18 protein-coding genes and 1 tRNA gene are annotated in these 18,672 nt (G+C 67.1%); 11 read left to right on the top strand and 8 right to left on the bottom strand.

Annotation, left to right across the window (positions count from 1 at the left end; genetic code table 11):
- Positions 1 to 2 precede the first annotated feature (2 nt).
- Positions 3 to 2,525 (top strand): glycoside hydrolase family 3 protein, encoded by a 2,523-nt coding sequence (locus ACOGI7_RS02060; RefSeq protein ID WP_419850269.1) that lies wholly within the window; start codon positions 3 to 5, stop codon positions 2,523 to 2,525.
- A 62-nt stretch (positions 2,526 to 2,587) separates the two neighbouring features.
- Here ACOGI7_RS02060 and ACOGI7_RS02065 read toward each other — a convergent pair whose 3' ends face one another.
- Together ACOGI7_RS02065 and ACOGI7_RS02070 are read right to left on the bottom strand one after the other, a co-directional pair.
- A complete protein-coding gene (locus ACOGI7_RS02065; RefSeq protein WP_419850270.1) occupies positions 2,588 to 3,001 on the bottom strand; it encodes a PIN domain nuclease in 414 nt (137 codons plus the stop codon).
- Positions 2,992 to 3,186: a hypothetical protein gene (locus ACOGI7_RS02070; RefSeq protein WP_419850271.1), complete on the bottom strand. Its 195-nt coding sequence runs from the start codon at positions 3,184 to 3,186 to the stop codon at positions 2,992 to 2,994. Before ACOGI7_RS02070 ends, ACOGI7_RS02065 begins: the two co-directional genes overlap by 10 nt.
- A gap of 193 nt (positions 3,187 to 3,379) precedes the next feature.
- Between ACOGI7_RS02070 and ACOGI7_RS02075 the strand changes: the two genes are divergently transcribed.
- The 3 genes from ACOGI7_RS02075 to ACOGI7_RS02085 all read left to right on the top strand — a co-directional run bounded on the left by ACOGI7_RS02075 (position 3,380) and on the right by ACOGI7_RS02085 (position 4,398).
- A complete protein-coding gene (locus ACOGI7_RS02075) occupies positions 3,380 to 3,748 on the top strand; it encodes an aspartyl protease family protein (protein ID WP_419850272.1) in 369 nt (122 codons plus the stop codon).
- A gap of 84 nt (positions 3,749 to 3,832) precedes the next feature.
- The gene (locus ACOGI7_RS02080; RefSeq protein ID WP_419850273.1) at positions 3,833 to 4,090 is read left to right on the top strand and encodes a ribbon-helix-helix domain-containing protein; all 258 of its coding nucleotides are present in this window, start codon (positions 3,833 to 3,835) and stop codon (positions 4,088 to 4,090) included.
- Positions 4,087 to 4,398, top strand: a complete 312-nt coding sequence (locus ACOGI7_RS02085; RefSeq protein WP_419850274.1) for a type II toxin-antitoxin system PemK/MazF family toxin — start codon at positions 4,087 to 4,089, stop codon at positions 4,396 to 4,398. The genes ACOGI7_RS02080 and ACOGI7_RS02085 overlap by 4 nt, the downstream gene beginning before the upstream one ends.
- Positions 4,399 to 4,410: 12 nt before the next feature.
- Here the strand turns inward: ACOGI7_RS02085 and ACOGI7_RS02090 are convergent.
- Positions 4,411 to 4,484: transfer RNA gene (locus tag ACOGI7_RS02090), tRNA-Ala, on the bottom strand.
- Positions 4,485 to 4,576: 92 nt separating this feature from the next.
- On the opposite strand from ACOGI7_RS02090, the gene leuS reads away from it, so the two are divergent.
- The gene (leuS, locus tag ACOGI7_RS02095; protein WP_419850275.1) at positions 4,577 to 7,048 is read left to right on the top strand and encodes a leucine--tRNA ligase; all 2,472 of its coding nucleotides are present in this window, start codon (positions 4,577 to 4,579) and stop codon (positions 7,046 to 7,048) included.
- A gap of 20 nt (positions 7,049 to 7,068) precedes the next feature.
- Here leuS and ACOGI7_RS02100 read toward each other — a convergent pair whose 3' ends face one another.
- From ACOGI7_RS02100 to ACOGI7_RS02115, 4 genes are read right to left on the bottom strand one after another with little or no spacing between them, the layout of a single operon-like run.
- The gene (locus tag ACOGI7_RS02100) at positions 7,069 to 8,256 is read right to left on the bottom strand and encodes a cytochrome P450 (protein WP_419850276.1); all 1,188 of its coding nucleotides are present in this window, start codon (positions 8,254 to 8,256) and stop codon (positions 7,069 to 7,071) included.
- Positions 8,257 to 8,281: 25 nt separating this feature from the next.
- Positions 8,282 to 9,334, bottom strand: a complete 1,053-nt coding sequence (locus tag ACOGI7_RS02105) for a TIGR03617 family F420-dependent LLM class oxidoreductase (RefSeq protein WP_419850277.1) — start codon at positions 9,332 to 9,334, stop codon at positions 8,282 to 8,284.
- Between the two features lie 28 nt (positions 9,335 to 9,362).
- Complete coding sequence (locus tag ACOGI7_RS02110; protein WP_419850278.1) at positions 9,363 to 10,232, bottom strand: proteasome assembly chaperone family protein; 870 nt, start codon at positions 10,230 to 10,232, stop codon at positions 9,363 to 9,365.
- A complete protein-coding gene (locus tag ACOGI7_RS02115; protein ID WP_419850279.1) occupies positions 10,229 to 11,263 on the bottom strand; it encodes a phosphotransferase family protein in 1,035 nt (344 codons plus the stop codon). Before ACOGI7_RS02115 ends, ACOGI7_RS02110 begins: the two co-directional genes overlap by 4 nt.
- Positions 11,264 to 11,310: 47 nt before the next feature.
- Between ACOGI7_RS02115 and ACOGI7_RS02120 the strand changes: the two genes are divergently transcribed.
- From ACOGI7_RS02120 to holA, 5 genes are all read left to right on the top strand, one after another.
- Positions 11,311 to 12,015 (top strand): tetratricopeptide repeat protein, encoded by a 705-nt coding sequence (locus ACOGI7_RS02120; RefSeq protein WP_419850280.1) that lies wholly within the window; start codon positions 11,311 to 11,313, stop codon positions 12,013 to 12,015.
- Positions 12,016 to 12,186: 171 nt separating this feature from the next.
- A complete protein-coding gene (locus ACOGI7_RS02125; RefSeq protein ID WP_419850281.1) occupies positions 12,187 to 12,813 on the top strand; it encodes a helix-hairpin-helix domain-containing protein in 627 nt (208 codons plus the stop codon).
- Positions 12,810 to 14,597: a ComEC/Rec2 family competence protein gene (locus ACOGI7_RS02130; protein ID WP_419850282.1), complete on the top strand. Its 1,788-nt coding sequence runs from the start codon at positions 12,810 to 12,812 to the stop codon at positions 14,595 to 14,597. Before ACOGI7_RS02125 ends, ACOGI7_RS02130 begins: the two co-directional genes overlap by 4 nt.
- 10 nt (positions 14,598 to 14,607) lie before the next feature.
- On the top strand, positions 14,608 to 15,450 hold the full coding sequence (folP, locus tag ACOGI7_RS02135; protein WP_419850283.1) for a dihydropteroate synthase: 843 nt from the start codon (positions 14,608 to 14,610) through the stop codon (positions 15,448 to 15,450).
- Entirely contained in the window at positions 15,447 to 16,460 is a 1,014-nt protein-coding gene (gene holA, locus ACOGI7_RS02140; protein WP_419850284.1) for a DNA polymerase III subunit delta, read from the top strand. Before folP ends, holA begins: the two co-directional genes overlap by 4 nt.
- A gap of 21 nt (positions 16,461 to 16,481) precedes the next feature.
- Here holA and rpsT read toward each other — a convergent pair whose 3' ends face one another.
- Positions 16,482 to 16,751, bottom strand: coding sequence for a 30S ribosomal protein S20 (gene rpsT, locus ACOGI7_RS02145; protein ID WP_419850285.1), 270 nt, complete (start codon positions 16,749 to 16,751; stop codon positions 16,482 to 16,484).
- An 83-nt stretch (positions 16,752 to 16,834) separates the two neighbouring features.
- Between rpsT and lepA the strand changes: the two genes are divergently transcribed.
- On the top strand, positions 16,835 to 18,619 hold the full coding sequence (lepA, locus tag ACOGI7_RS02150; protein WP_419850286.1) for a translation elongation factor 4: 1,785 nt from the start codon (positions 16,835 to 16,837) through the stop codon (positions 18,617 to 18,619).
- Positions 18,620 to 18,672 lie beyond the last annotated feature (53 nt).

Consider the following 18,672-nt stretch of genomic DNA (forward strand, 5'->3'; position numbering starts at 1 on the left):
CCATGTCGGAAACTGTTGAGACGCGGCTGGCGGCGCTGAGCACCGAGGAGAAGGCCGACCTGGTGGCCGGCGAGGCCATCTGGACTACCAAGAGCTTCCCGGAGGCAGACATTCCCGGCATCGGGGTCACCGATGGTCCCAACGGGGCTCGAGGCGGCGGGCTCCTGGGCACCGGGACGGCAACGGCCTGCATTCCGGCCGGAGCGGTGCTGGGCGCCACCTGGGATCCCGAACTAGTGGAGCGGCTGGGCGGGGTGCTGGGCGACGAGGCCCGGGCCAAGGGGTGCCGGGTGCTGTTGGCCCCCACCATCAACCTGCACCGCAACCCTCTCGGGGGACGGAACTTCGAGTGCTACAGCGAGGATCCGATTCTGTCCGGGTTGGTGGCCGCGGCATTCGTACGCGGGGTGCAGTCCCGAAAGGTGGCCACCACTCCGAAGCATTTCGTGGCCAACGACTCCGAGTTCGAGCGCAATACCATCGACTCCCAGGTGGACGAGCGCACCCTGCGGGAGCTGTATCTGGTGCCGTTCGAGTACGCGGTGGCCGAGGGCGGCACGTGGGGGATCATGAGTGCCTACAACCGGCTCAACGGAACCTTCTGCTCGGAGAACGAATGGCTGCTCACCCAGGTGCTGCGGGAGGAGTGGGGGTTCGACGGTTTCGTGGTGTCCGACTGGTTCGCGGCCCGGTCCACCGCAGCATCGGCTCGGGCCGGACTGAGCCTGGAGATGCCCGGGCCGGGCCAGTGGTACAACCGCGGCCCGATCGGTGAGGCGCTGGCCGCGGGGGAGATGGACGAGGGTCATCTGGACCGAATCGCTGGCGACGTGCTGCGCCTGTTGGAGCGCACCGGGGCGTTGGACGGTCCCGATGGCTGTGAGCCCGGTCTGGAGCAGGAGTTGGATCGCCCCGAGGATCGAGCGCTGTTGCGGGGAGCGGCCGCGGCGGGGACGGTGCTGGTAGCCAACAACGGGGTGCTGCCGCTGGATCCGGGAATGTCAGGTTCGCTGGCGGTGATCGGCCCCAACGCCCGCAAGGCCCAGATCATGGGCGGGGGGTCGGCCACCGTGCAGGCGTATCGCAACGTGAGCCTGATGGACGCTCTGGGCGAAGAGCACCCCGATCTCGACGTGAGCTATGCCCAGGGCTGCGACATCGAGCGCTCGCTGGTGGCGCTGGCCGCCCCAATGCTGCGGGGCAAATTGCGCCTGGAGTACTTCAACGGGCACGACTGGTCGGGGCCGGTGGTGCATACCAATGAGTCGGGCTCGGGCGAGATGGTGTTCTTCGGAGAGCCGGGACCGGGAGTGAACCCCGAGGCGTTCTCGGTGCGGGCGTCGGGAGTGCTGGTGGCCGAGGACACCGGCCAGCACACCGTGGGCCTGGTTCAGCTCGGACGCTGCCGGGTATTGCTCGACGGCGAGGTGGTGCTGGACGCCACCGAGGGCGACTACGACCGGGGAGACGACTTCTTCGGCATGGGCTCAGAGGTGATCTCCGCCCCGGTGCAGCTCACTGCCGGGCAGGAGACGCCGATTGTCATCGAGTACTCCAGCCGCGACAGCTTCATGCTGTGCGGGGCTCGGGTGGGCGTGAAGTCGCAAGTGGAACGGGATCTGGTCGCTGAAGCTGAGGAGGCCGCGGCCGCCGCCGACGTTGCCGTGGTGGTGGTGGGCACCAACGCCGATTGGGAGACCGAGGGGCGCGACCGCGACTGGTTCGACCTGCCCGGCGACCAACCCGAGCTGATCCGCCGGGTGGCGGCGGCCAACCCGAACACCGTAGTGGTGGTGAACACCGGGGGAGCGTGCAACCTCGACTGGGCCGACCAGGCGGCCGGGGTATTGGTGGCCGGGTTCGGGGGCCAGGAGATGGGCTACGCGGTGGCCGACGTGCTGTTCGGTGTGGCCGACCCTGGCGGGCGCATGGCGATGACCGTGCCGGCCCGCTATGAGCACAGCCCGGCGTATCTGAACTATCCCGGCGAGAACGGGGTGGTGCGCTACGGCGAGGGCCTCTACATCGGCCACCGCTGGTTCGACGCCCGAGCCATCGAGCCCGCCGTGCCCTTCGGCCACGGGTTGTCGTACGCCACCTTCGAGTGGTCAGAGCCCCGGGTGTCGGGCGGGGGCGACACCGACCTGGCCGACCCGGTAATCCTAGAAGTCGACGTGGTCAACACCGGCGACCGACCGGGCAGCGACGTGGTGCAGGTGTACGTGGAGCCGCCGCCGTCGCTGCTGCACCGCCCGGTGCGAGAGCTCAAGGGGTTCGCCAAGGTCCACCTGGCTCCCGGCGAGCGCACCACGGCCCGAATCGTGCTCAACCGCCGGGCCTTCGCCTACTACGACCCCGGCGACCAGTCCCCGCCGGGATTGGAGATCGGCAGCCCAGTTCCCGCCGGGGAATCCAATAAGCGCACCGACCCCGGCTGGTACGTCGACCCCGGCCGCTACACCATCTGGACCGCCCGCTCCAGCGCCGACCTCGTCCACGCCGCCGAGATCAGCCTGGGTGGTTGATCTGCATCACAACTTGCGGTGGCCGACTGTTGAGCTCGCTCTCCTCCAAGGGAGCGAGAAGCTCAGTCCACTGATCCCCGAGGGACGACCCATTCGCACCTAAGGCCGGTGACCGTGGCGATGTGGTCGAAGTCGGAGTCGTAGTGCAATAGCGTGAGCTGCTCTTGTTCGGCGGCGGCTGCGATCAACAAGTCGGGGATCTTGCGACCCTGCAAGCCCCGCTCAGCCAACAGGCGCTGTGTTTGGCGCGCCCGGCGCATGTGCTCGGCGGTCGTCTCCACGAGTTCTAGTTCCGAAAGGCTGCGGGAGAGGGTGTCCCACTCCTGGGCGTTTTGGGCAGAGAATCCGATCTCCAGGTCGGTGATGCCGGCCCGGGCCGCGCGGCCGTCGCTGGCTATGGGCTCAACCACCTCTCGAATTGGAGTCCGAGACAAGCGGGTCAAAACGCTCGTGTCGAGCAGATGGGTCAGCGCCATGCGTGCTCTCGGTCGTCGAGCTCGGCGTCAGCCAGCGCATCGAGCGCGGCGGTGACCCTTGAGGCGCGAGCATGGCATGCGGCTTGGAGCGCCGCGTTGACTGTTGCCTTGATGGTGTCGGTGCCCAACTCTGCCCGGGCCGCAGAAAGAGCCTTCTCGTCGATGTCGATCAAGTGCTTTGCCACGGATGGGAGTATATACGCACCTTCAAGCGTATATACACCGGCATTACGTCGACCCCGGCGCCTACACCGTCTGGACAGCCCGCTCCAGCGCCGACCTCGTCCACGCCGCCGAGGTCAACCTAAGGTATTTATAATATAAGTCATGTATCTTCAATTATTTACAATCTTCAGGACGGTGATGTAGGGTAGCGGCATGGGAATTATTACGGTGCCAATCCAGATCTCGGCTATGGAGGGTGGGGAGTCCATCGAGGTCGAGGCGATAGTGGACACCGGCTCTTTCTACACCATGCTGCCCGACCGGCTGCTGCGCGAGCTGGGGGTGAAGCCCGTCGGCACGCGGCGAATCGATCTGGCCGACGGACGGCGGATACTCATGAACTACGGCCGGGCGTGGGTGACGGTGGAAGGCGAGAGTGAGGTGACCTTGGTGGCGTTCGGCGAGGACGATGGCCCGGTGCTGTTGGGGGCCTACACCCTCCAGGGGTTGGCCCTGGCCGTAGATCCGGCGAAAGAGCGGCTGGTTCCCTCCGAGATCATCATGTACCGAGCCGCGAGCTGACCCGCCCCGCCGAGGTCAGCTTGGGTGGTGGGTGACGGGAATCATTGTAGTTGTTTTTGCATTGCAAGTTGTTATGCTCAGTGCATGGCACAGTTGGTGACAAGGGTTGACGATGAGCTGATTGCCCAATTGGATGAGATGGTCGAGGGCGGCGAGGCCAAGTCTCGTTCGGATGCGGTCCGGCAGGCGCTCGATGTGATGCTCGACAAGCGCCGTCGCCGCCTCATCGGGGAGTCGATCGTCGAGGGCTACCGGCGCATTCCCGAGACCGAAGAAGAAATGCGCTGGGCCGAGGAGAATGGACGGGCGATGGTTGCTGAAGAACCGTGGGAGAAGTGGTGATCCCGGCCCAGTCCGACATCTGGTGGTATGAAAGTGAGGAAGCCAAGAGTCGTCCGGTGCTGGTGGTTACCCGCAACGAGGTTATTCCCGGACTGGGAAGAATCATGGTTGCTCCGATCACCCGCACGGTCCGAGGACTTTTGACAGAGGTCCCTCTTGACGTCGAAGACGGTTTGGCCTTTCCCTGCGTGGCAGCCTTCGACAACCTCCAAGTTGTCCTCAAGTCGCACTTGACAGAGCGCGTGGGAACGATTGCCCATCGTCGCTACGAGATCTGCGCCGCCCTCAACGCAGTAGCCGACTGCTGAGCGTACGGGGAGTGGAGCTGATGGGACTCGAACCCACGACCTCTTGCATGCCATGCAAGCGCTCTAGCCAACTGAGCTACAGCCCCGCGAAGAGGGAACTTTACCAGCCGTCAAAGGGCTGACCCACATGGGATAACGGTTATTGGCCTTGTCCTGAGGCTCGGTAGATTTAGCGGCGATGGACGGCTACGACCCGGCGGCTATCGAGCCCAAATGGCAGCAGCGCTGGGTTGACGACGCCACCTACGACATCGACAACGACGATCCCCGGCCGCCGTACTACGTGCTGAGCATGTACCCCTATCCCAGCGGCCCGGCCCACATCGGCCACGTTCGCAACTACACCTTCGGCGACCTGCTGGTGCGCTACCGCACCATGCAGGGCGACGGCGTGCTGTCGCCCATCGGCTTCGACAGCTTCGGCCTGCCGGCGGAGAACGCCGCCATCAAGACCGGCACCCACCCCCGAGAGCACACCGAGGCCAACATTGAGCGGTTGTCTTCGTCGCTGCGCCGCATCGGCGCGGTGTACGACTGGCGCCGGACGCTGAGCAGCCACGACCCCGACTACATCCGCTTCACCCAGTGGATCTTCCTGAAGTTCTACGAGGCCGGCCTGGTGTATCGGGCCACCGCCCCGGTGAACTGGTGCCCCGGCTGCCAGACGGTGCTGGCCAACGAGCAGGTGCTGGGCGACGGCACCTGCGAGCGCTGCAGCAACTTGGCCCAGCAGCGGGAGCTGGAGCAGTGGTTCTACCGAATCACCGCCTATGCCGAGGAGCTGCTGGAGGGCCTCGACGGCGTGGACTGGCCCAACCGGGTCAAGACCATGCAGCGCAACTGGATCGGCCGCTCCGAGGGGGCCGACTTCACCCTGCCGATTGCCGATGCCGACGGCAATCCCCGCGACGACATTGACGGGATCCCGGTGTTCACCACCCGGCCCGACACCAGCTTCGGCATGACCTTCGCAGTGATGTCCCCCGAGCACGCCCGGGTTGCCGAGCTGGTGACCGAGGATCGCCGAGCCGAGGTGGAGGCGTTCATCGCGGCGGTGGGCGAGCGCAGCGAATTCGAGCGTCTGTCGGCAGAGGGCCCGGCCGACAAGCGGGGGGTGGACACCGGCACCCGGGTGGTGAACCCGTTCACCGGACAGCCCATCCCGCTGTTTTTGGCCGACTACGTGCTCACCACCTACGGCACCGGGGCGATCATGGCCGTTCCCGGTGAGGACCAGCGCGACTGGGACTTTGCCACCGCATACGGCCTGCCCATCATCCGCACCGTGGAGCCCTCCGAGGGCTTTGACGGCGAGGCCTACACCGGCGACGGGCCGTCAATCAACAGCGACTGGCTGAACGGACTGTGGATGGATGAGGCCAAGGCCGCGGCCATCGACTGGCTGGAAGATCAGGGCATCGGCGAGCGCAAGGTTAACTATCGGCTGCGAGATTGGCTGCTGTCCCGCCAGCGCTATTGGGGCTGCCCCATTCCCATCGTGTATTGCGAGGCGTGCGGGGCGGTGCCGGTGCCCTACGAAGACCTGCCAGTAGGCCTGCCCGACGACGTGGCCTTCATGCCCACCGGTCGCTCCCCGCTGGTGGACCACCCCGGCTTCATGCACACCGAGTGCCCGAACTGCGGAGGCCCGGCCCGGCGGGAGACCGACACCATGGACACGTTCGTGGACTCCTCCTGGTATTTCCTGCGCTTTGCCGACCCCCAAAACTCCGAGCTGCCATTCAGCACCGAGGCGCTGGAGCGGTGGCTGCCGGTGGACCAGTACATCGGCGGGGTGGAGCACGCCATCCTGCACTTGATGTACGCCCGGTTCTTCACCCGGGCGCTGTCTGATCTGGGGGTGGCCCCCGCCGGTTTGCGGGAGCCCTTCCAGCGACTGTTCACCCAGGGCATGGTGCGGATGGGCGGGGGGAAGATGTCGAAGTCTCGGGGCAACCTAGTGGCCCCCGAGGACATCATCGACGCCCATGGGGCCGACGCCCTGCGCCTGGCCATCTTGCAGGTGAAACCCCCCGCCGAAGACGTGGACTGGGAGGACTTCGGCCTTGAGGGCTGCGCCCGTTTCCTGGGCCGGCTGTGGCGGCTGGCGGCGGGCACCGCCGAGCGGGCCAACCCCGCCCGTTCCGGCCCTGTCTCCGAAGCCGATCAGGCTATCGACGCGGCAACCCACCGACACATCCACCGCATCACCTCGGAGTTCGACCGGTGGTCGTACAACACCGCGGTGGCCGGTTGCATGGAGTTCACCAACGAGCTGTACCGCTACGTGCAATCCGACGACGGCCCCCACCACGACACGCTGGCGTTCGCCATCGACTCCCTGCTGCTGGTGATGGCGCCCATGGTGCCCCACATATGCGCCGAGCTGTGGGAGATGCGCCGGGGCGGCAACATCCACGGCGAGCCGTGGCCCACTGCGGATGAGGCAAAGCTGGTGCTGGAGACGGTGACCATGGTGGTGCAGGTGAACGGAAAGGTGCGCGACCGCATTGAGGTGCCCGCCGACATCGCCGACGCCGAGGCTGAGGCGCTAGCGCTGGCGTCGGAGCGGGTGCAGGGCTACCTAGTCGGCGGCGAGCCCCGGCGGGTTATCGCCCGCCCGCCCAAGCTGGTGAACGTGGTGGTCTAGCGGCCTGCCAGAAGTGCCGCTCAGACGTCCCAGACCACGTGAAGCTCTTCGGGGCCGCGGAACGCCACCCCCCGGATAAGCGGCGGATCGGCTTCGGGGTCGAGGCGCAGCCCTGGCAGCCGCTCGAGAATGGCCGGCAGCGCTACCCGCATCTCCAGGCGGGCCAGGTGCATGCCCAAGCACAGGTGCCGCCCCCAGCCGAATGCCATGTGGGGCACCGGCTGCTCACGGTCGGGATCCCAGCGGTCGCCGTCGGCATACACCCGCTCGTCGCGGTTGGCAGACGTCATGGTCATCATCAGCCGGGTACCCGCCGGTATCGGACAGCCGTCCACCTCGATGTCCTCGGTGGCCTCCCGGGTGGCTAGTGGCGCGGAGCTCTCCCACCGCAGGGTCTCCTCTATCACTTGATCGAGCAGCGACCAGTCGCCCTTGAGCCGGTCGATCCAGCCGTCGTGGGTCAGCAACGCCGTCAAGGCGATGCCCATCTCCCGGGAGGTGGTCTCGGCCCCCGCGGGCATGAGCAGCCGCAGAAACCCGTAGATGTGCTCGTCGTCGAGACGCTGCCCGTCGATCTCGGAATGGATGATGTCGCTGATCAGGTCGTCTTGGGGGTTTTGTTTGCGGTCTTCCACGATGGGGGAGAGGTAGTCGCGCATGGCCTGGGAGGCCTCATGGCCTACTTCTGGATACAGGGGGCCGGCGCTCACCTGCTCGGACCACAGCCGAAACTGGTCGGCGTCATCCAGCGGCACCCCCATGATCCCGGCGATCACCCGGGTGGGGAACCGCTGGGTCAGCTCGGCCACCAGATCGGCCCGCCCCCGAGGAGCGATGCCGTCGAGCAGCTCGTTGACGATGGGCGCCACCAGCTCGGTCTCCCAACGGGCCAGCGCCGAAGACCGAAACGCCTTAGACACCAGCCCCCGATAGGCGGTGTGCTCGTCGCCGTCCATCCCCAGCATTAGCGGCCCCATGAACGGGGTCATCGACTCGGCCACCACCCGGGTGGAAAACACCGCGCTGTTGCGCAGCACCTCTTCGGTATGGTCGCGGCGGTACAGGTTCAGGATTCGCCCGCCGAATCCGTCGTCGCGCACTTCCGGAGGCTCGGCTCGGCCCCGGTCCCACTCCTTGTGGGGGTTGATGGCGGCCTCTTCGGCCTGGGCCAAACCTTCGTGAAAGTCCGACGGATCCTGTGCGTCCATAGCCGGAGACTCTATTGCGGTGGCTCTAATGATGTGAACGGCCCGGAATGGCCCGAAGCGCCTCGCGCACTTCGCCCCAAGGTCCGTCGGCACGGAGACCCTGGCCGAACGACATGCGATCGATGAGACCGCCGTAGCTGGCTGCCACCCCGCTGGCCAGGTTCTGGGGCTCGGCCACAACGCCGAAGGTTCCCAGCATGGTGTCGTCGATCACGTCGGCCATCTCAACCCACTGGCCCTGCTTGGACATGCGATTCAGCTCGTCTTGGGCGTCGCCCCAGCCATGGTGCTCGAGCACCGGGCGGTATGCGGGGGTGGAACCATAGAAGGCCAGTTGCTGGCGGGCCGCTTGGGCCGCCGAGGCCATCTCCTCCTCGGTTTCGCCGGTGACGATGAACACGGGCATCGAAACCTCGATGTCCATGGGATCGCGGCCTGCTCGGGCGGCTCCGCGCTCGAGGGCGGGCAGCGACACCTCCCGCACGTAGCTCGGGGTGGTGAATCCGTGGCTGATCCATCCGTCGGCCGACTCGCCGGCCGCCTCGGTCATGAGGTCGCCCACCGCGGCCAGATGGATGGGGGGAGGGCCGAAGGGGTTGGCGCCGGGGCTGAACATCGGAGTCATGAGCGTGTGCTGGTAGAACTCGCCGCGAAAGCTCAGCTTCTCCCCGGTCTCCCAGCAATCCCATATGGCTTTGACGGCATCGATCATCTCCTTCATGCGGGCCGCGGGGTGAGACCAGGGCATGGAGAACCGCTTGGTGATGTGGGGCTTTATCTGCGAACCCAGGCCGAGAATGAAACGCCCGCTGGAATAGGCCTGAAGGTCCCACCCCAAGTTGGCCAAGATCATCGGATTGCGGGCGAATGACACCGCAATCGAGGTTCCGATCTGGATGCGGGTGGTGTGCTCGGCGGCCAGCACCAGCGGCAGGAACGGGTCGTGGTCGAGTTCAGCCGACCAGATCCCGTCGTAGCCGGCGGCCTCCAAGTTGCGGGCGTTGTCGGCGGCATCCCCTAGGGGTCCAACCGATCCCTTTCTGGCCGCTCTGGTAACGAGGCCTCCATCTAGCTTCATGCTCTGTCCTCTCGGGTGGTGGTCGCGGTCACTTGCTTTCGTCCTGGTCGCGCAAGAAGCGCTCCAGCTCTTCGGCCAGCTCGTCGCCGGTGGGTATTTCCTCGCCCTGTTCTCCCATGCTGGTGTCGTAGGCGCTTTCTAGCTGGCCGAGCAGGCGCTTGTGGCTGGCGTTTTGGGCGATCATGGTGTCGAGCCGGCGGGACACCTCTAGCCCCTCGGCGATCAGCGGCGCCGGGTCGAACCGCAGGTCGGCCGCGGCCCGCAGGCCCTGGAACAGAGCCGCGGTGGCGGCGGGGAACGGGGAGCCGGACGCATAGTGGGGCACCTGCGCCCACACCGACACCGTTTCCAGTCCGGCGGCCTCGAACCGCTTGGCCAAAGTCGCGCTGATCCCAGCGGGTACCTCCAGGGTGCCCGCGGGGGAGCCGAACCGCTCGATCAGATCCTGGGAGGTACCGGTGGCCGACAGCCGCACCGGCCGGGTGTGGGGCACCGCGGCGGGGTACGCCCCCAGAGACACCACTCGAGCTACTCCAAGCTGCTGCACCAGCTCGTCAACGGCCGTGCAGAATGCCTGCCAGCGAAAATCGGGTTCCGGCCCGTGGAGCAGCAGGAACGCCCGCTGGTCCAGGTCGCTCACCTGTTGGAGGCGGATGGCCGGCCAGCTGATGTGGTCCACCCGGCCGTCCCGAACGGTCATAGTGGGGCGGCGGGCTCGGTGGTCCACCAGCAGATCGGCGTCGAAGCTGGCCACCAGCGCGGCGTCGTCGGCCTTCAACATGATCTCGGTGGCATTGCGCATGCCGAAACCGGCATCCACCCATCCGTCAAAGGCCACCACCAGCACAGGATCGGCCAATTCGAGTCCTTGGTGGACAGTGACCAGTTCGCTGCTCATGCCACTTGCTCCGCGGCCGATGTGGCCATTTCAACCAGAGCGTCAACCCGGGCCACGAAGCTGTCGGCCCCCTGCGGCGGCGCCTTGTCGCCCATGGCCCCGCCCACATACCGGCTGTAGACGCCCTCCAGGATGCAGGCCAGCTTCCAGTAGCCGAAGGCCATGTAGTACCCGAAGTTGTCGATTTCGCGCCCAGACATCTCCGAGTAGAGGTCGAACATCTCGGCTCGGCTGGCGAATCCGGACTCGCCGGTGGGGGGATCGTCCAACGCGTATTCCGAATCATCAGGCTCAGCCCAATACACCAGAAGCTGGGCCACGTCGGCGTTGCGGTCGCCCAGGGTGCACAGCTCCCAGTCGAGCACGGCCAGCACTTCGCCTTCATCGCTCAGCATGCAGTTGTCCAGGCGGTAGTCGCCGTGGACGATCCCGGCTTGGCCCTGTTCGGGGATGCGGGCCACAAGGTGGTCGTGAACCTCCTGGATCTGGGGGCGGTCCTGGGTCTTCGACTCCTCGAACTGGCGCAGCCAGCGCCGGAGCTGACGCGCGATGTAGTCCTCCTTGCGCCCTAGATCGCCCAGCCCCACCTCGTCCACGTCAACTGCGTGGATGTGGGCCAGCGTCTCAGCAATCGACTGGGAGGCTGTCCAGCGCACCTCAGGGGTCAGCGCGGCCGCGTGCTTGCGGTTGCGCACCACCTTCCCGTCCACAAAGTCCATGACGTAGAAGGGGCGCTCGTTTACCTCTTCGTCTTCGCACAACCCGAAGGCTTGGGGCACCGGCACGTCGGTATCGGCTAGGGCGGCGATGATCTTGTGCTCTCGGCCCATGTCGTGGGCGGTGGCCAGCACCTGGTACAGCGGCGGCCGGCGCAGCACGTAACGCCGGCCGTCGGCATCGGTGGCCTTGAAGGTGAGGTTGGAATGCCCACCGGCAATCAGCTCGAACGTCAGCGGCAGGGCGACGCCGGGCACGTTGGCCTCGAACCACGCGCTGACCGCGTCGTGCTGGATGCCTCGGATGTGGTCCATGCGAGAGGTCACGCTAGCGTTCAATCTGGTTCGATGAGAGGTAGCCGATGGCCGATGTGACTGATGCGACGTTCACCACTGAAGTGGTCGAGCGCTCCCACACCGTGGCGGTGGTGGTGGACCTGTGGGCGCCGTGGTGCGGGCCGTGCAAAACGCTCGGGCCGATTCTGGAGCAGGCAGTGGCGGCCACCGGCGGGGCGGTGGAGCTGGCCAAAGTCAACGTGGACGACAACCCCCAGACTGCTCAGGCCTTTCAGGTCCAGAGCATCCCCGCGGTGTACGCCATGCGCGACGGCAAGGTGGTCGACGGGTTCATCGGCGCCCAGGGAGAGGCCGCGGTAGCCCAGTTCGTGCAGGGTCTGATTCCCACCGAACAGGAGAGCGAGGTGGAGGCTCTGGTGTCCGCTGGCGACGAGGCCTCTCTGCGGCGGGCATTGGAGCTAGACGCCGACCACGAGGCCGCCGTGGTGGGGCTGGCCGAGTTGATGGTGGCTGATGGCCGGGGCACCGAAGCCCTCGATTTACTGGAGCGGATCCCCGAGACCGCCGAGGTCCGCCGAGTGGCCGCGCTGGCCCGCACCGGCGGCGGGGCCGACAATGGGGATGTCGAGGCCCGGCTCGACGATCTGCTGGGCCGGGTGAAGGCCGATGCCGACGCCCGCCAGGAGTTCGTCGACCTGTTGGAGATCATGGGCTCCGACGATCCCCGCACCTCCGTCTACCGCCGTCGCCTCACCACCCAGCTCTACTGAGCTGCCGCAGGCAGCCGGGGACAGGGCGTTGGCCCTGTCGATTCTGATTTTCGGCTGATACTCTGAAGCCGCTTCCCCCGCCACTGGCATGGCGCGCCGCGCCCGGACGGGCTAATGGAAGACTCCTCATTGCCGCCTCCCCGGCCGACCCCCGCAGACAGGGTCAGGGAGATGGTGGATGACTACCGCCACTTGATCACCGGGCCCCGGCTGTTGATGATCGGCGGTGGACTGGTGGCCGCCATTGCGGTGGCGGCCTATCTGATGGCGGGGGCCAGCAGCGCTCCTCGGCCCGATGCAGTGATTCCCATGGCGACGCCGCTGCCCGCCCGCTCGACACCGGTTGCTGAGGCGACGACGATCTTGGCGCACGCCGCCGGTGCGGTTCACGCCCCGGGGGTGTACCTCTTTCGGGGCGAGGCCCGGGTATTCGACTTGGTAGAGGCGGCCGGGGGATTGACCACCGACGCCGACCACAACCGGGTGAATCTTGCTGCCCCGCTGTCCGACGGGGAATGGGTTTATTTCCCCCGCGTGGGCGAGACCACCGTGCCCGCTCCCATAGGGGGAAGCGGGCTGGCGGACGGTGGGGTGTCGGTTCGATCCGGGCCGCTGAACCTCAATACCGCCACTGCCGAACAGCTTGAGTCGCTGCCCGGGGTGGGACCGGCCACGGCTGCGGCCATTGTCGACCACCGCCAGCGCATCGGCGGGTTTGCCTCGGTAGACGGGCTGCTGGCCGTGTCCGGCATCGGCCCGGCCAAGCTGGAGCAGATCCGCGACTTGGTCGCAGTGTGAGTGACCGCCACGCGGTGGCACTGGCCATTGCCGCCATGGCCGGCGCTTGGTGGTCGGCGGCCGTCCCGCTGATTCCAGCGATTGCCCTGGTAGCAGCGGCCTTGGTTGTCCGTAAGCCGTGGGTGCTGGTGGTTGGCGTGTTGCTGCTGAGTTCTTCGCTGGGAGCGAGGGCCTGGGCGGGACTCGACCCGCTTGAGCCCGCAGCCTTCGAGGGCGAAGCCGCCCTGGTGTCCGATCCGGTGCCGGTCGGCGAGGGAATGCGGGTGTTCGTGCGGGCAGGAGGACGGCGCTATGAGGCGTGGGCCTACGGCCGCGCCGCCCGAGACCTGAGCGACCGACTGGCCGGGGATCGCATCAGCGTCACCGGAAGCATCCGCCCGATCCAGCCGCTGCCCGACTACCAAGCGGCCCGCCACGTAGCCAACCGGCTGAACATCGACCGCGTCCACCACTATCGGGACGGGCCCTTTCCATTTCGGATGGCCAACTGGCTGCGCCGCACCATTGCCCGAGGCGCTCAGACCTTGGACGACGACCGCCTCGCCCTGTTCACTGGGCTGTCGTACGGCGACGACCGCCACCAGTCGCCGGTGGTGTCCGACGATTTCCGGGCCGCGGGCCTCACCCACTTGCTGGCTGTGTCGGGCCAGAACGTGGCCTTTGTTCTAATCCTGGCCCGACCCCTGATCGAGCGATTCGACTACCGGGGCCGCTGGGTGCTCACCCTCGGGGCCATCGGCTTCTTCGCCCTGGTCACCCGGTTTGAGCCGTCGGTGCTGCGGGCCTCGGTCATGGCGGCCATCGCGGCCACTGCCACTTTGTTGGGCCGGGAGGCGTCCAGCCGCCGGGTGCTGGCCCTGGCCGTGGCCCTGTTAGTGCTGGTCGATCCGCTGCTGGTGCACTCGGTGGCCTTTCGGCTGTCGGTGGCCGCTTCGACGGGCATCATCTTGTGGGCGCCCCGTCTGGCCGAGCGCCTGCGGGGACCTCGGATATTGGCCGACGCTCTGGCGGTGACCGTGTCGGCGCAGTTGGCCGTGGCGCCCCTGCTGATCGCCACCTTCGGCGGAGTGCCGGTGGCCTCGCTGCCGGCCAACCTGCTGGCCGCCCCGGTGGCCGGGCCGATCATGATGTGGAGCCTGTCGGCCGGGCTGGTGGCCGGGCTGGTGGGAGGACCGCTGGCTCACGCTATCCACTGGCCCACCGACCTGGGCATCGGCTGGATCCAGGCCGTGGCTGGGTGGTCGGCATCGGCCCGGCTCGGCGAGCTGCGGACGCTCCATCTGATCGCGGTGGCCATCGGCGCCGGGGGCTGGTGGCTGGCCCGGGGTCGCCTGCTGCGCGCCGCGGCCGCTCTCGGGCTGACCGCCGCGCTGCTGGTGCCGGCGGTGGCCCTGCGAATAGCCGACCCGCCGTTCCACACCGTGCTCGACTCCGGGGTCGAGGTGTGGCGCCACGACGAGACGGTGGTGGTCGTACTCGGACCCAGCCGCTCAACCGAGCGGCTGCTGGAGGATCTGCGCCGGGCCGGAGTCGGCGCGGTGGATCTGGCAGTGGCCGACCGGGGAACCAAGTCCCAGCGCGACCAGATTCGATCGCTGCAAGAGCGCATGCACGTGGGCACAGTCATCGCCCCACCCGCCCACCGCATAGGAGGGGCCCGAACCGTCCGCAATGGCCAGCAAGTCCTGGTCGGCAGCCTCGTCGTGGAAGTGACTTCCCACGACCCCCGCCTGGCAGTGGTGGTCACTCCGCTGGCATCCCAAATCGTCACCGGCGCGGTGTAGCGTCGCCTGCGTGATCGTGGAACTGGGGCCGCATCGCTATGACGTGACCACCCGTGCCCTGGTCATGGGCATTTTGAATCGCACGCCCGACTCGTTCTACGACGCCGGCCAATACTGGGACTTCGATGCTTTCTTGGCCAAAGCCGAGGAGCTGGTGGCCGAGGGGGCCGACTTCTTGGACGTGGGCGGGGTGAAGGCCGGTCCCGGCCCCGAGGTAACCGAGGAAGAGGAGATGGACCGGGTGGTGCCGGCTATCGAGGCGCTGCGGAAGCGCTTCGACCTGCCCATCTCGGTGGACACTTGGCGGGCCTCAGTGGCCCGGGAGAGCTACGCCTCCGGGGCGGTGGTGGGCAATGACATCAGCGGATTCGCCGACCCCGATTTCCTCCATGAAGCCTCGGCAGCAGGCGCCTCGGTGGTGGCCTGCCACGTACGCCTCGCTCCCAGGGTGGCCGATCCCGAGCCGGTGTACCACGACCTGGTGGAGGAGGTGAGCCGGTTCTTGTCGGAGCGGGCTCAGTGGGCGGTGGACGCGGGCATTCCCCCGCAGCGGATCATGCTCGACGCCGGCCACGATCTGGGCAAGACCCCCGAGATGTCGGCCGAGCTGCTTCGCCGGTCTCAGGAGCTGGTGGATTTGGGCTATCCGGTGTTTCTGTCGGTGTCCAACAAGGGCTTTTTGGGGGCGCTGACCGGAACCGAGGTGGGCAACCGGCGGGAGGCCACGCTGGCGGCCCACGCGCTGGGCGTCGGGCTGGGCAGTCGGATTCTTCGGGCCCATGACGTGGCCGGCACCCGCCGGGTGGCCGACTTCATGAGCGCCCTCCTCCAACAGGAGCGGAATCATTCATGAGCGCCACAGTGGTTCTCCTGCACGGCGATGACGAGGTGTTGTTGTCCAATGCGGTACGAGACCGAGTGGCCGGTCTGGTGGGCGACGGCGACCGGTCGCTGATGGTGGCCGAGTTGACCGAGGCCGCCTACCTGGAGGACGACGACTACCACATCGCACCGTTGGTGGACGCGGCCCAGACCCCGCCGTTCCTCACCGAGCGGCGGGTGGTGGTGGGCCGGGAGATGGGCCGGTTCTCCACCGTGGATTCGCTCGGCCCCCTGTTGGGCTATCTGGAGCAACCGCTGGACACCACCGATCTGGTACTGGTGTGGGAGAAGGGGCCGGCGCTCCAGCGGCTGAACGCAGTGCCCAAGCGCCTATCGGAGGCGGTGGCCGCGGCCGGCGGCGACTTGGTCGGTGCCGGGATACCCCGAGGCCGCGACGGCGCGGCCAAGTGGATGGACACGCAGATCGCCGCCGCGGGGCTCCGGCTGCGGGCCGGGGCCAAGCGGCTGCTGGCCGACCACCTGGGGGAGGACATGAGCCGCCTGCCCGCGGTGCTCACCACGCTGGCGTCGGCCTATGGCCCGGATCGGGCGTTGGAGGCCGACGATGTGGCCCCGTTCATCTGGGAGGCCGGATCGGTGCCCCCCTGGGAGCTGACCGATGCGGTGGAGTCGGGCAACATCGCCGACGCCTTGGACAAGCTGCGCCGCATGCTCCACGCCGGTGGCCGCAATGAGATGCAGGTGCTGTCCACCCTCTACAACCACCACAACCGGCTGCTGCGCTTGGACGGGGCCGACGCCGCCGACGAGAAGGAGGCGGCCGAACTGCTGGGGATCAAGGGCTCCACCTTCCCGGCCCGAAAAGCGCTGCGCCAGGCCCGAAAGCTGGGGCCGAAGAAGGTTGCACGATCCATCGAGCTGCTGGCCCAAGCCGACTTGGACTTGAGAGGTGCCACGGCCATACCTGCCGAAGCGGTGCTGGAAGTGCTGGTGGCCCGCCTTACCCAGCTCAATCGTTAGAAGTTGGGGGTTGGACTGGGGCTACTCAGCCTGGAGCCGGGCCAGGCGCTTCATCAAGCGGGACTTCTTCCGGGCGGCGGTGTTGGGGTGCAACACGCCCTTGGTGGCCGCCTTGTCGATGCGCTTGATGGCCATGCGGGCCGCCTCAGCGGTCTCCTCAGCTTCGCCGTATTCTGCCGCGGCCTCCGCGGTCCGGGTGCGGGTGATGACCTCCGAGCGCACGGCCCGGTTTCGCTGGCGGCGCTTCTCGTTTTGGCGATTGCGCTTTATCTGGCTCTTGATGTTTGCCACAGAATGACAACTCTACCGTCCCCCAAACCCCGGTAACCACATGGGAACCTAGGGAATAAGGGCGGTAGCGTTACTCGGTTCCCATGGATCTCTCCCACATCCGCAATACCTCGATCATCGCCCACATCGACCACGGCAAGTCGACCCTTGCCGACCGCATGCTGGAGCTGTGCGGGGCGGTGGACCCCCGGGATATGCGCGCCCAATATCTCGACTCCATGGATCTGGAGCGGGAGCGGGGCATCACCATCAAGCTCCAGAGCGTCCGCCTCGACCACGACGGCTGCGTGATCAACCTCATTGACACTCCCGGACACGTGGACTTCGGCTATGAGGTGAGCCGCTCCCTGGCGGCCTGCGAGTCGGTCATCTTGTTGGTGGACGCGGCCCAGGGCATCGAGGCTCAGACGCTGGCCAACTGCTATCAGGCTCTGGAGAACGAGCTGGAGGTGGTGGCCGCACTGAACAAGATCGATTTGCCGGCGGCCGAACCCGAGCGCCGGGCTGAGGAGATCGAGCAGGTGCTGGGCATTGCCGCCGAAGATGTGCTGCACATCAGCGCGAAAACCGGCGAGGGCGTTAAGGAGTTGCTGGACGCGGTGGTGGCGCTCACCCCGCCGCCGGTGGGCGACCCCGACGCCCCGCTCCAAGCGCTCATCTTCGACTCTCACTTCGACCAATACCGGGGAGTGGTCAGCTCGGTGCGGGTGATGAACGGGCGGCTGCGGTCGGGGGCCAAGATCCGGTTCATGCAGGCCCGCACCGACCGGGAGGCTGACGAGATCGGCGTGTGGCGCCCCCAGCCGACACCAGTTGAAGAACTGGGACCGGGAGAGGTGGGCTACCTCATCGCCGGCATGAAGAACGTGGCCGAGGCCCGATCGGGGGAGACCGTCACCACGGCACGCGACGGCGCGGCCGAGCCCCTGGCCGGCTACCAAGAGCCCAAGTCGATGGTGTTCTGCGGGCTGTATCCCATCGACGGCGACGAGTTCGCCGCCCTGCGCGACTCCCTGGAGCGGCTGCGGGTGAGCGACTCCAGCTTCAACTACCAACCGGAGTCATCGGGCGCGCTGGGGTTCGGCTTCCGGTGCGGATTCCTGGGACTCCTCCACATGGAGATCGTGCGGGAGCGGCTCGAACGGGAGTTCGGCCTCAGCCTCATCGCCACCGCTCCCTCAGTGGCGTATCGGGTGGAGCTGGCCAGCGGCGAAGAGGTAGAGGTGGACAACCCCTCGGCCATGCCCCCGGCCGCCGAGGTGCAGGGCATCCAGGAGCCCATGCTGGCCGCCACCATCATCGCCCCCGCCGACTACACCGGCACCCTTATGGAGCTGTGCCAGGACCGCCGGGGAGAGATGAAGAAAATGGAGTACCTGTCGCCCGAACGGGTGGAGCTGGCCTATCGGCTGCCACTGGCCGAAGTAGTGGTGGACTTCTTCGACCAGCTCAAGAGCCGAACGCAGGGCTACGCCAGCCTGGACTACGAGCCCGACGGCTACGCCCTCTCCGACCTCACCAAAGTGGACATTCTGCTCCAACACGAGCCGGTGGACGCCTTCAGCTCCATCGTCCACCGGGATTCGGCCTATTCCTACGGTCGGCGCATGACCGAGAAGCTCAAGGAGCTGATCCCCCGCCAGCAGTTCGACGTGCCCATCCAGGCGGCCATCGGAGGCAAGATCATCGCCCGGGAGACGGTCAAGGCCTTCCGCAAAGATGTCACCGCCAAGCTGTACGGCGGCGACGTGACCCGCAAGCGCAAGCTGCTGGAGAACCAGAAGGCCGGCAAGAAGAAAATGAAGGCCATCGGCCGAGTGGACGTGCCTCAAGAGGCGTTCATCTCCGCCCTCCGACTCGACGACTGAGGCCCCCGGCCAGCGTCTGCTGGGTGGCAGATCGGGTCAGACCAGTAGTATTC

Source organism: Candidatus Poriferisocius sp., assembly GCF_965204145.1.
Classification (GTDB): domain Bacteria; phylum Actinomycetota; class Acidimicrobiia; order Acidimicrobiales; family Bin134; genus Poriferisocius.